9 protein-coding genes, 1 rRNA gene and 1 pseudogene are annotated in these 12,546 nt (G+C 69.5%); 3 read left to right on the top strand and 8 right to left on the bottom strand.

Annotated features, from left to right (window positions below):
• A 5S ribosomal RNA gene (gene rrf / locus QMO56_RS10370) occupies positions 1–98 on the top strand; the annotation flags it as partial.
• 86 nt (positions 99–184) lie between these two features.
• Here rrf and QMO56_RS10365 read toward each other — a convergent pair.
• From QMO56_RS10365 to QMO56_RS10335, 7 genes are all read right to left on the bottom strand, one after another.
• A complete protein-coding gene (locus QMO56_RS10365; RefSeq protein WP_283525474.1) occupies positions 185–1,204 on the bottom strand; it encodes a succinylglutamate desuccinylase/aspartoacylase family protein in 1,020 nt (339 codons plus the stop codon).
• Positions 1,201–2,211 (bottom strand): ABC transporter ATP-binding protein, encoded by a 1,011-nt coding sequence (locus QMO56_RS10360; RefSeq protein WP_283525472.1) that lies wholly within the window; start codon positions 2,209–2,211, stop codon positions 1,201–1,203. The genes QMO56_RS10365 and QMO56_RS10360 overlap by 4 nt, the downstream gene beginning before the upstream one ends.
• The gene (locus QMO56_RS10355; RefSeq protein ID WP_283525471.1) at positions 2,208–3,185 is read right to left on the bottom strand and encodes an ABC transporter ATP-binding protein; all 978 of its coding nucleotides are present in this window, start codon (positions 3,183–3,185) and stop codon (positions 2,208–2,210) included. Before QMO56_RS10355 ends, QMO56_RS10360 begins: the two co-directional genes overlap by 4 nt.
• Positions 3,182–4,090: an ABC transporter permease gene (locus QMO56_RS10350; protein WP_283525470.1), complete on the bottom strand. Its 909-nt coding sequence runs from the start codon at positions 4,088–4,090 to the stop codon at positions 3,182–3,184. The genes QMO56_RS10355 and QMO56_RS10350 overlap by 4 nt, the downstream gene beginning before the upstream one ends.
• Positions 4,083–5,027: an ABC transporter permease gene (locus tag QMO56_RS10345; RefSeq protein WP_283525468.1), complete on the bottom strand. Its 945-nt coding sequence runs from the start codon at positions 5,025–5,027 to the stop codon at positions 4,083–4,085. Before QMO56_RS10345 ends, QMO56_RS10350 begins: the two co-directional genes overlap by 8 nt.
• Before the next feature lie 79 nt (positions 5,028–5,106).
• Positions 5,107–6,696, bottom strand: a complete 1,590-nt coding sequence (locus QMO56_RS10340; RefSeq protein WP_283525467.1) for an ABC transporter substrate-binding protein — start codon at positions 6,694–6,696, stop codon at positions 5,107–5,109.
• Positions 6,697–6,859: 163 nt separating this feature from the next.
• Positions 6,860–9,040 carry a N,N-dimethylformamidase beta subunit family domain-containing protein gene (locus tag QMO56_RS10335; protein WP_283525465.1) on the bottom strand — a complete coding sequence of 727 codons (2,181 nt, stop codon included), beginning with the start codon at positions 9,038–9,040 and terminating at the stop codon, positions 6,860–6,862.
• Between the two features lie 186 nt (positions 9,041–9,226).
• On the opposite strand from QMO56_RS10335, the gene QMO56_RS10330 reads away from it, so the two are divergent.
• Both QMO56_RS10330 and QMO56_RS10325 read left to right on the top strand, forming a co-directional pair.
• Entirely contained in the window at positions 9,227–9,988 is a 762-nt protein-coding gene (locus QMO56_RS10330) for a class II aldolase/adducin family protein (RefSeq protein WP_283525463.1), read from the top strand.
• A 200-nt stretch (positions 9,989–10,188) separates the two neighbouring features.
• Positions 10,189–11,742: a sensor histidine kinase gene (locus QMO56_RS10325; protein ID WP_283525462.1), complete on the top strand. Its 1,554-nt coding sequence runs from the start codon at positions 10,189–10,191 to the stop codon at positions 11,740–11,742.
• On the opposite strand, the pseudogene QMO56_RS10320 reads toward QMO56_RS10325, so the two are convergent.
• Positions 11,739–12,505, bottom strand: a pseudogene (locus QMO56_RS10320) (IS5 family transposase). The gene QMO56_RS10325 and the pseudogene QMO56_RS10320 overlap by 4 nt on opposite strands.
• Positions 12,506–12,546 lie beyond the last annotated feature (41 nt).

Here is a 12,546-nt window from a genome sequence, read left to right as displayed (position 1 = left end):
GGCTGATACACCCGATCCCATCCCGAACTCGGCCGTGAAACTCCCCAGCGCCCATGGTACTGCGCCTCAAGGCGCGGAAGAGTAGGTCGCCGCCGGGCCACCCAGCCGGAATTGTGGACGAGACAGATCTGCAGAAAGGCCGTCCCTTTGGGGCGGCCTTTTTCGCGTTCCTGCCTTTCCTGAATCAGGGTAGTTCCGTGCCCCCCAGCACGAACAGACAGTCCCCACGCTGCGTCCGTCCCGGCTGCCGCTTGCACAGCACGAACCCATCCCGCGTGAAGCAGTGTTCCACCGGTGCGCGCCACGGCGTCTCCGGCGTGTGCAGCCGTGCGGCGAGTTGACCTGCCTGCACCACCTCGCCAAGATCCACAACGGGCTCGAAGAGCCCCGCCTCCTCGGCATAGACGAATTGCTCCTGGCCCTTGAGCCCGAAGATCCGCGTCTCCGGTGCGGGGATGCGCGCCTCCTCTGGCAGGATGCCGAGATGGACGAGCAAATTGCGCACGCCGCGCTCGGCGATACGCAAGCCCTCGGGCGAGACCGCGCCGGCGCCGCCAAGCTCCGTTCCCAAACTCGGAATGCCGAGCTTTTCGGCCACGCCGCCTAGCGTCTGGTTGCCTCCCTGGCCCTGCGCGCGTCCCTGCACATAGGCAACCGGCGCTCCGAAGGCACGCAATGCGGCAAGCTGGCGCGCATAGAGCGCCTCGTCCTCCACGCGCCCGGTCAGGGAGCAGGGCGTATAGAGCAAGGAGGAGCCGCCGGAATGCAGGTCGCAGACGAGATCGGCGCGCGGCACCAGCTGCTCGCTGATGAACCAGGCGATCTGCTCCGTCACGCTACCATCCGGGTCGCCGGGAAAGATGCGGTTGAGGTTGAGGTTGTCGATGGGCGAGACGCGGTTGCCTGCCAGTGCTGCCGGATAGTTGGCTGTCGGCAGGATGATGACGCGGCCGCGGACCTGCTCTGGCTTGAGCGACTGCACGAGGTTGCTCAGCGCCACCTGGCCTTCGTACTCGTCGCCGTGATTGCCGGAGACGAAGAGCGCCGTCGGCCCGGCGCCGTTGCGGATGACGACGATCGGCATCGGCAGGAAGCCATAGGCCGAGATGTGCGAGGAATGGAACAGCCGCAGATAACCCTGCTGGAGGCCATCCTTGTCGAAGTCCACGTCGCAGAGGATGCGGGTCCTGCGGGTCTCGTTCATGCGCGCGGCTCCTGGCGGTATTGCGGATCGTGGAGATGGCAGGCCGCGGCATGGCCGGGCGCGTATTCGCGCAGCGGCGGCGAGACCTCGCGGCAGACCGCCATGGCGAAGGGACAGCGCGTGTGGAAGCGGCAGCCGGAAGGCGGATTGAGGGCGCTTGGGATGTCGCCCTCCACCCGTATCCGCCCCGCGCGGCGGGCTGCCCGGCCGGCCGGGTGTGGCTCCGGCACGGCGGCGATCAGCGCCTGGGTATAGGGGTGCAGCGGTCGGTCATAGATGGCGGCCTTCTCCGCCACCTCCACCACCCGGCCGAGATACATCACGGCCACTCGGTCGGAGATGTGGCGCACCACTGCGAGGTCGTGCGCAATGAACAGGTAGGTCAGCCCCATCTCCCGCTGCAGATCCTGCAGCAGGTTGATGATCTGCGCCTGCACCGAGACGTCGAGCGCCGAGACCGCCTCGTCGCAGACGATGAAGCGCGGGTTCAGCACCAGCGCACGGGCGATGCCGACACGCTGCCGCTGGCCGCCGGAGAACTCGTGCGGAAAGCGCGTGGCGGCGCGCGGAGGCAGACCGACCAGTTCCAGCATCTGCGCCACGCGCTTGCGCGCCGCCGCATCCGCCTTCGCGCCGTGGATCACCAGCGGCTCCATGACGATGTCCTCCACCGTCATGCGCGGGTTCAGCGCGCCATAGGGGTCCTGGAAGACGATCTGCATGGACTTGCGCATCTCGCGCATGCGGGCCTGCGGCAGGCCGGTGATGTCGGCGCCGTCGAACAGCACCTGGCCGTCGGTCGCCTCCATCAGCCGGATCAGCAGCCGCCCGAGCGTGGACTTGCCGCAGCCGGATTCGCCGACCAGCCCCAGCGTCTCGCCGGGCATGATGCGCAGATCCACATTGTCCACCGCGCGCAGCGTGCCGGCATGGCGGCGGAACAGCCCGCCGCCGCCGAGCGAGAAATGCTTGGAGAGCGCCGCCGCCTCGATCAGGGGCCGCATCATCGGGCCATCAGTTCCGGCACGCGGATGCAGGCGGCGCTGTGCGCCGGCGCGTGGCTCTCGAGTGGCGGGACGACCTCGGCGCAGGCCGGGATGGCCAGGTTGCAGCGCGGCCGGAAGCGGCAGCCGGAGGGGCGCCGCGCCGGCTCCGGCAGGTTGCCGGGAATGGCGACGAGGCGCGGCCTCTCGGCCGAGAGTGTCGGAACGCAGTCCAGCAACCCGCGCGTGTAGGGATGCAGCGGCTGGTCGAAGACCGTCTCCACCGGCGCCTGCTCGACGACGCGGCCGGCATACATGACCATCACGCGGTCCGCCGTCTCGGCCACCACGCCCATGTTGTGGGTGATGATCATGATGGCCATGCCGAACTCGTCGCGCAGGTCCAGCAACAGGTCGAGGATCTGCGCCTGGATCGTCACGTCGAGCGCGGTGGTCGGCTCATCGGCGATCAGCAGGCGCGGGTTGCAGGCCAGCGCGATGGCGATCATCACACGCTGCCGCTGACCGCCGGAGAGCTGGTGCGGATAGTCGTCCAGCCGCCGCGCGGGGGAGGGGATGCCGACCTTCTCCAGCATCTGCACGGCGCGGTCGCGCAGCGCGCGCGTGGAAAGCCGCTCATGCGCGCGGATCGTCTCCATGATCTGCTCGCCGATCGGGAAGACCGGGTTCAGCGAGGTCATCGGCTCCTGGAAGATCATGGCGATGCCAGGGCCGCGGATCTTCTGCATCTGCCGGTCCGAGAGCGTGGTCAGCTCCTGCCCGGCGAAGCGGATCGAGCCCGCCCGGATGCGCGCCGGCGGCTGCGGCAGCAGGCCCATGACGGTGAGCGCCGTCACGCTCTTGCCGCTGCCGGATTCACCCACGATGCCGAGGATCTCTCCCTCGTCGAGGCTGAAGGAGATGTCCTCGACGGCGTTGATCTCGCCGCGCTCGGTGCGGAAGGCGGTGGTGAGGCCCTGGATTTCAAGCAGGCTCATTGCTGGATCCTGAGCCGGGGGTCGAGCACGTCGCGCAGCCCGTCGCCCAGCATGTTGAGGCCGAGCACGGTGATCATCAGCGTGACGCCGGGGATGGCGATGATCCAGGGCGCATCGCGCATGAAGTCGCGCCCCTCGGCCATGATGTTGCCCCAGGTCGGCGTCGGCGGCACGGCGCCAAGGCCGAGGAAGGAGAGCGTCGCCTCCGAGAGCACGGCATAGGCGAAGAGGAAGGAGAGCTGCACGATCATCGGCGCCATGGCGTTGGGCAGGATGTGGTGGCGCAGGATGCGCCAGTGCCCCGCGCCGGCGGCGATGGCGGCCTGAACGTATTCCATCTCCCGCAGCACGATCACCGAGGAGCGGACGATGCGCGCCGTGCGCGGCACATAGACGATGCCGAGCGCGATGATGACGTTGGCGGTGGAGGGGCCGAGCATGGCGGTGACGCCGATCGCCAGCAGGATGGCGGGGAAGGCCATCAGCGCGTCGTTGATGCGCATCAGCAGGTTGTCGAGGCGCCGGAAATAGCCGGCGGCGGCGCCGATCAGCGTGCCGAAGACGGCGTTCAGTGCCACGACCGAAACGCCGATGATCACCGAGAGCCGCGCGCCCCAGACCACCCGCGACCACAGGCTGCGGCCGAAATTGTCGGTGCCGAGAATGAAGTCGCCGCCTGGCGGCATGAACTTGTTGCGCATGGAGAGGCGGTTCGGGTTGATGTCGGTGATCCAGGGCGCGGCCGCGGCCATGAAGGCGATGATGCCGAACAGGATCAGCCCGGTGACGAAGAGGCGGTGCCGGAACAACCGGCGCAGCGTCATCCAGGCCGGATGCACGCGCTTCGGCTCGGGCTCCGCCTCGGACCTGATGGCCTCCAGCGGCAGCGCGCCGGTTTCACTCATAGCGCACCCGCGGGTCGAGAAAGGCGTAGAGCATGTCGATCCCGATATTGACGAGGACGAGGAAGGCGGTGACCAGCAGCAGCCCGCCCTGCACCATGGGATAATCGCGGTTCAGCACCGCCTGGGTCAGCAATCCGCCGATGCCGGGGATGGAGAACAGCGCCTCCGTCACCACCGCGCCCGAGAGCAGCAGGCTGATGATGATGCCGACCACCGTGGTGATCGGGATCAGCGCATTCGCGAGCGCGTGCTTGAACACCACCTGGCGCGCCGGCAGGCCCTTGGCGCGCGCGGTGCGGATATAGTCCTGCCGCAGCACCTCCAGCATCGTGGAGCGCGTGATGCGCGCCAGCAGCCCGGCCTGCAGCAGCGCCAGGGAGATGGCCGGCATGGTTGAGGTGACGAACCAGCCCCAGGGGTCCTCGGTGAGCGGGATGTAGCCGCCGGTCGGCAGCCAGCCCAGCCGCACGGCGAAGACGATGATCATCAGCAGGCCGAGGAAGAAGCTCGGGATCGAGATGCCGATCATCGCGAACATCATCGCGGCCTGGTCGATCACCGTGTTCTGCCGCAATGCCGCAATGATGCCGGCCAGCAGCCCGATCACCAGCGTCAGCACCAGCGCATAGGCCGAGAGCGCCAGCGTCACCGGCAGGCGCTCCATCGTCACCGCCACCACGCCCTTGCCCATCAGGATCGAACGGCCGAGATCGCCCTGCAGCATGCCGCCATACCAGCGCCCAAGCTGCATCAGGAAGGGTTCATCGAGCCCGAGATCGGCGCGGATCTGCGCCACCTGCTGCGGTGTCGCCGAAAGGCCCGCAATGGCGGCGGCGGGGTCGCCGGGGATCAGCCGCATCATGCCGAAGGTGATCAGGCTGACCAGCAGCAGCACCGGAATCGCGCTGGCGATGCGGCGGAGCGCAACGCTCAGCATGGTGTGAAAGGCCGGGGGGAAACGGGTTCCCCCCAGACCCCCCTTCCTTTCTGCAAGTCGGGTCGCGCCGCCCGCCGGCTCACTTCTTGATCCAGACGTTGCTGAAGCGCGGAATGCGGAAGGGATGGAAGTTCTGCACGCTGGCCCGCACCGCCTGCACCTTGGTCAGCGAGCCGAAGGGATAGGCCAGCGCCTTTTCCAGCACCAGCTTCTGCATCCGCGCGAAGGCCTCGTTGCGCTCCTTCTGCGTCGGCTTGGTGTTCATGTCGCTCCAGGCGGCCTCCACCTCCGGGTCGCCCTTGTCGTCGCGCGGGCGATAGTTGGCACCGGGCGAGGCGAGGAACTGCATGGTGGCCAGCGCGCCGAGCGCCGGCTGCGTGCCCCATCCGGAGTGGAAGAAATGCCACTGGTCGCTGTTGACCTTCTGCGACATCTGCACCGAGGTCGGCCAGTCCGTCACCTTCAGCTCGGCCTTGATGCCGACCGCCTGCATCTGCTGCTGCATGACGAGCGCCGCGTTGTACATTGGCGCGTAGTCGCGGTTGGTGAGGATGTAGATCGGCTCGCCCTTGTAGCCGGACTCCTTCAGGTATTTCTGCGCCAGGTCGGGGTCGTTGATGTTGTAGGTCTCCTTCCCCGCGTCCGTGTAGGTGGGCTGGTTCGGGTACTGGAAGCCGACATTCAGGCTGTAGTTGTTGTCGGTTGCCGCATCCATGATGTCCTCCATGCCCAGCGCGGCCTGCACGGCCTTGCGGAACATGAGGTTGTCGGTGGGCGGGTGCGCGGTGTTGGGCAGCGCGATCTGGATCCACCAGTTCTTCAGCGGCAGCACCGTGACGTCCGGGTTCTTGCGCATCGCCGCGACCGACTTGGTCGGGATGTCCTCGACGCCCTGCAACTCGCCCGTCTCCAGCCCGGCGACGCGCGCCGAAGCCTCGGTGACGATGCGGAAGGTGACGCTGTCCAGGCAGGCGACCTTGTAGCCGCCGAAGCCGGTCATCTGCTCATGGGCGGTGTTCGGCTTGTAGCCGTCATAGCGCACCAGCCTGGCGTGGCTGCCGGGCACGAACTCGGCCAGCTTGAACGGCCCGGTGCCGACGGGCTTCAGCTGCTGCGGCGGATCGTCCTTGTTCTCGGCGGGGATGATGACGATCGGCACGCTGAAGGAGGAGAGCGCCTCCAGGAAGGTCGGCTGCACGCGCTCCATGTGGATGACGAAAGTGCCGGCATCCGGCGCTTCCCAACCCTTCACGTTGTCCAGCGTGCTGCGCTGCAGGCCGATCTTCTTGTAGCGGTCGAAGGAGGCGGCGACATCGGCGGATGTCATCGGCTTGCCGTTGTGGAAGCTGATGCCTTGCCGCAGCTTGAAGGTGTAGGTGAGGTGGTCGGGCGATTCCTCAACGCTCTCGGCCAGCTCAGGGATGACGTTGTTGTTCTCGTCCCGCGTGACCAGCGACTCATAGATGTTCATCGCGATGTTGCGGGTGGAGATCGTGCTGGACGTCATCTGGTCCAGGCTGTTGACGTTCGCCTCCTGGCCGAAGACCAGGTCGCCACCGCGCACGGGGCAGGTGAAGGGGGCGGCCAGGGCGGGGGGCCAGGGCGCGGCCGCCAGGGAGACGGCCATCAGCGCCGGCGCGGCGCAGGTCCGCAGGAAGGCTCGCTTCATCCTCAGTCTCCGCTGCTTGCGTGGTGGGATCAGTCGGAAAGCCTCGCTGGGGGAAGCTTTCCGGCACCGTCACAGAGCGTCAACCCAGATTCGCACAGCCTTCAGGCAAAAAGACCAAAAATTCGGCGAATGCGCCTGCTCTTTGTCCGCGTTGCACAAAATATCAGCGCGTGATGCGGCTGAAGCGGCGCACCACGTTTTCCAGCAGGCGGCTGACCGGCCCTTCGAAGCCGTTGCGCCAAAGGCTGCCACAGAAGGTTATGGAACCGACAGAAAAAACCGCGCCGCCGCCTGGCGTGTCGAAATAAACGATCTCGCCGCGCTTCAGCGCCTCCGGCGTCTCTCCGGAGACGGTGTTGACATGCGAGAGCAGCTCCTCCGGCACGGTGACGAAGGAGGCAGGCGGCTCCTCCGAGCGTGCCAGCACCACCGCCTCGGGCGGCGTGCCCAGCGTGGTGTCGGCACGGTCCAGCTCGAAGCCCGCCGCGCCGCCGCCGGAGAGGCCGTAATCGCCCAGCACCTCCTCCGCGATGCCCTCGAACATCCAGGCGAATTCAGGCGCGTGGCTGGCGGGGAGGCGCCGGTAATGCGTGCCCTCGAACAGCCCCTGGCCGGAAAAGCCGACGCCCACCAGCGCCTGCGGCGGCCGCCGGTTGCGCCGCCACAACCCGCCATACTGCCCATCCAGCGCGTGGTAGTACTCGCCCGGCTCGGCGGCCCAGGCGCGGATGCCGCCCTCGGCGCGGCGCAGCTCGATCATGCCCGGCAGCTCGGGCACGCAGGCGATGCGCCAGTAGAAGCCGTTGCCGCCGAGATAGGTGAGGCGCCCGCCGGTTGCGGTGTAGTCGCGCAGCGCGTCCAGTGTCGCTGCCGTGTGATATTCCGGATGGGAGCCGGTCATCACCAGCGCGTAAGGCGCGAGCAGCGCCGCGCCCTCCTCGTGCAGATCCTCGTCGGTGATCACGTCGAAGGCGAAGCCACGCGCCTCCAGCCAGGCCAGGATGTGGGTGTCCGCCGGGTAGTGCCGCAGGCCGGAGCCGCGTGCGTCATTGAAGGTCAGGAATCCCGGCCGCATGGTCAGGATCGGCCGCAGGCGCGAGGAGAAGGCGATGCCGCTGTCGTCCGGGTGGCGGTTGTAGGTGCTGCGGCCGTAGAGCGGGTGGTGGTCGGGGTTGTGTGGATAGGCGCCCCACTCGCGCACGCGCTGCATGTAGGCTTCGTCGGCATTGCCGCGCGCATGGTTGGCATAGGCCTGATAGGTGAAGGTGGAGGCGAGGAAGGCGATCGGCGCCGTGGCCGTCCCGCGCGGCGGCAGAACGTAGAAGGGCAGCCAGTCCTCGCCGGCCTCGCAGGTCAGGTGCAGCGCATAGGCACCGCTGCGCAGGTCCTGCGGGATGTCGAAGCGGAAGTCGGTCTGCCAGCCGCAGTCGCCGAGATCGTCGGCGTGGAAGTGGATGGCGGCATAGTCCTCCGGCGCGTGCCGCCAGCACATCTCGCGCCCCGACCAGCGGGCGCCGACCACGGCGCGCGTGGGCAGGTTGCGGAGTTCGCCGTGGCAGGCCTGCGGCCCGGTATCCTCGATGCGCTGCGTCGGGATGCCGCGGCTGAAATCCCAGCGGGCCAGCGGCGGCGCCGGCAGGCCGAGCGGCACCGGCCAGGAGGCGAAGGCGCCGGGCAGGATGGCCGGCTCCTCCAGCTTCGCCGTGACGTGGCGCGCGGGTTGCCGCGCATCCTCGGCGCCGATCACCACCGCCCCGCCGCCGGCGGGCGGGGTGAAGCCTTCCAGCGCCGCCCGCGCCACCGTGGCGGCGCCATCGGCGGGGAGCAGCGGCTGCTGGCCCAGCCAGAGCGCATCCTGCTCCGGCGCCAGGCTGAGCCAGAGGCGATACCAGCCGCGCGCCTTCAGCGGCGTGCCGGCCGGGACCTCGCGCACCGTGCCGCCGTGCGTCAGCCGCGCCACCGCGCCTTGCGGGCCGAGGCCGAGCGTGACGCGGGTGCCATCGGTCTCCTCGCTGAGCAGCGCCGCGGTTCCGGCCGGCAGCGCCGCGGCCCAGACCAGCACGGTCCAGGTGGTGGCGCCGGCGGGGCGGCGCGGCCCCGTCGGCACCACGGCGCAGGAGCCGGCCTGGATCGGCTGCGGGCGGCCGGGAAAGCTGATGTCGAAGCGCGCCGAGAGATCCTCGAAGCGCAGGCCCGGCCCGGCGGGATTGGGGTCGCCGCTGATCACCCGCACCAGCCGCGCCCGGCAGGGCTGCCCCGAGGGGACACTGACCTGCGCCGCCAGGCTTTCGCCCGGCCGGCGGGAGAAGCGGTCGAGATAGCCGGTGACCGGGAGTTCCTGCATCGGAAGACCTTTCCTGCCCACATGCCGGGCAGCAGCGTAACGATGTGCGGTATGGCGGCAAGGCCTTGCAAACTTTGCTCAGCAGCTCGGGAAACTTCCGCGCCGCCGTGATGCCCGCCTGATTCCGCTTGGCATTCCGCCATCATCAGGCGCAGCCTCGGCGCCCGGCAGAGACAGGAGACCGGCATGGCGACGACGATCCGGCAGCTGACCCGCAGCCCGGAGGAGGAGGCGGAATGGGCGATGCGCTGCGACATGGCGGCGGTCTTCCGCGTCGCCGCCCGGCTCGGCTGGAACGAGCAGATCGGCAACCACAACAGCCTGATGCTGCCGGGCGAGGCGCCGCGCTTCCTGATCAATCCGCGCGGCTACCTGTTCCAGGAGCTGCGCGCCAGCGACCTCATCATCTGCGACCTGGAGGGGCGCGTGCTGCAGGGCAGCGGTGAGCTGCGCAAGGTGGCCTTCCACATCCATGCCCGCATCCACCTGCAGAATCCCGCCGCGACCTGCGTCATCCACGTGCATCCGCGCTGGCTCACCGCGCTGTCGCTGCTGCGCGACACGGAGTTCGCGCTCTCGCACCACAACAACCTGCTGCTGAACGACCGCATGGTCTACGACCACGAGGGCGACGAGCCCGTGCACCAGAACGAGGAGGGTGATCGTATCGCCCGGCTGATGGGCGACAAGAGCATCATGGTGATGCGTGGCCACGGCGTGACGGTGGTCGGCCCCACGGTGCACGACGCCTTCGACGAGTGCTACATGGCCGAGCGCACCGCCATGTACCAGATGACTGCCTTGCAGACCGGCCAGCCGCTGCACCGCCTGCCCGAGCGGCTGCGGCGGAACCACCATGGCCCCTGGGGCGACAAGATGGACGCCCGCCTCCATCTCGATGCCTGGCGGCGGGTGCTGGACCGGGAAGAGCCGGACTACGCCCGCTAGCCGCCAGGCCACGCCTCGCCGGGGAGACCGTCCCCGGCATCGGCTTCCGCGCACCGCCGGCCCGGATCTGCTCAACCAGCGGATGAAAGCTTGCCCGGTGGAGCGCAAAAGGGCAAATCCCTCCCGAGCCCGAATGGGGTGCTGCACCCCATTCCCTGTGTTTGCGCGCACTTGCCGCGGGAGAGACGGAAGCTTTGTCCTTGGAGCACGAGACCGGGCTGTTCCAGGCCGTGGTGGAGGCGGCGGGCGAGGCCATCCTGCTTGCCGATGCCGCCGCCGGGCCGGCCGGGCCGCGCATCGAGTACGTCAATCCTGCCTTCTGTCGGCTGGTGGGGCTGCCGACAGCGGAGCTGGTCGGCTGCCCGCTCGACATGCTGCTGCGCCAGGCGGAGGCCGGCCTGCGCCTGGCCCTGCACGCCACCCTGGCGGCCGGCGAGACCTTCCGGGGCGACGCCCCGGGCCGCCGCGCGGGGGGCGAGGCCTATGTCGCCGAGCTGGCGGTCTCCCCCGTGCGCGACGAGGCTGGGACCTTGCGCCGCTGGCTGGTGCTGGCACGCGATGTGACCGAGCAGCGCCGGGCCGAGGAGGCGATGCGCGAGGAGACGCGCACGCTGGAGCTTCTGAACCGCACCGGGGCGCAGCTTGCCGCCGAGCTGGACCTCCAGAAGCTGGTCCAGGCCGTCACCGACGCCGCCACCACCCTCTCGGGTGCCCGGTTCGGCGCCTTCTTCTATGCCGACGAGGAGGGCGAGCGGGGCCAGCTGAACCCCTATGTCCTTTCTGGCGCCGCGCGTGAGGTCTTCACGGCGTTGCCGATTCCACATTCCACCGCCGTCTTCGCGCCCACGCTGCGCGGCGAGGCGATCATCCGCTCGGACGATATCACGCGCGACCCGCGCTACGGGCGGCACGCGCCCCATCATGGCATGCCGCCGGGGCACATGCCGGTGCGCAGCTATCTCGCCGCGCCGGTCGTCTCGCGCTCCGGCACCGTGCTGGGCACGCTGTTCTTCGGCCATCCCGAGCCCGGCGTCTTCACCGAGCGGGCGGAGCGGATCGTCACCGGCATCGCCGGGCAGGCGGCGGTGGCGATCGACAATGCCCGGCTCTACACCGCCGTTCAGGCCGACATCGCCGAGCGGAAGCAGGCGGCGGCGCGGCAGGAGCTGTTGCTGCGCGAGCTGAACCACCGCGTCAACAACACCCTGGCCATCGTGCAGTCCCTGGCGGTGCAGAGCCTGCGCGCCGAGGGCCCGGCCGAGCAGCGGGTCGCCGCCTTCCAGCGGCGGCTGCTCGCCCTCGTCAGGACGCACGCGCTGCTGATGCGCGAGAACTGGACCGGGGTTCCGTTGCGCAGCCTGGTCGAGGCCGAGCTGGCGCCGCATGGTGGCCCGGAGGGCGGCCGCACATGGATCGAGGGCGAGGACCTGCAGCTTCCGCCAGAGATCGGCGTGGTGATGGGCATGGCGCTGCACGAACTGGCGACCAATGCCGCGCGGCACGGTGCGCTCTCCGGGCCGCGGGGAGAGGTGCGGGTCCAGTGGCGCCGCGAGAGCCAGGCGAGCGGACGGCTGTGCCTGTGCTGGGAGGAGCGTGGCGGGATGCCGCTGCGCGAGCCGCCGGCCCATCAGGGCTTCGGCACCCGGCTGCTGCAGAGCGGCCTGGCGCGGCAGGTCGGTGGCGAGGTGACGCTGCGCTTCGCGCCGGGCGGGCTGCGCTGCCGCATCGCCCTGCCGAAGCTGGGGCGGGCCTAAGGCGTGTTAGACCACCGGTCGAGGGCGGCGGCGAGATAGAGGCCGCCGCTGAAGCGGGTTGCGGTCTTATCGTAGCGGGTGGCGACGGCGCGCCATTCCTTCAGCCGTGCCCAGAGGTTCTCGACGCGATGCCGTCTGCGGTAGACGGCGCGGTCGTAGGGCCGGGCGTTGCGGTGGGTCGGGTTGGCGCGCATGACGGGTTGGGCGCCGGCCTCCTCGACAAGGTGAAGCCAGGGCGCCGAGGCATAGGCGCCGTCGCAGACCACGCGTCCGAGGGGGCCGAGATGCGCGGCGATCAGCAGCCAGGCGGGGGCAACCCGCAGTTCCGAGGCCTGACCCGGGATCAGCGCGAAGCCGAGCGCCCGCCCCGCGCCGTCACAGATGGTGCAGGCCTTGGTGCCGTAGCCGCCGCGGGAGCGGCCGAGCGCCTGCGCGGCAGCCCCCCTTTGGCGCCGGCCGCCTTCTGGTGCGCCCGCACGCTGGTGCCGTCGAGGAACACTTCGCCCAACTCAGGCCTGCCGCGCTCGCGCAGCCAGGCGAAGGCCCGCTCCCAGACGCCCTGGCGCGACCAGCGTATGTGCAACCGCGCCGCCTTCCACCAGGATCCAAGTTCGGCCGGTACCGCGCGCCACTTGGCGCCGTTGCGCTGGCGCCAGACCACCGCCTCCACCGTGCGGCGCTCGTCCGGAAAGGGGCGCCCCGTTCCAGACCGCACCGCATCCAGCGCCGCTTTCAGCCGCGCCCATTCAACCTCGCTCAGCACCCGCAGGCCATCACAACCCGCAAGGCCGCCATAGGTTGTCT

This window comes from Roseomonas sp. E05, from assembly GCF_030063475.1.
Taxonomy (GTDB): Bacteria; Pseudomonadota; Alphaproteobacteria; order Acetobacterales; family Acetobacteraceae; genus Pseudoroseomonas.
This window is presented reverse-complemented; position numbering and strand designations above follow the sequence as displayed.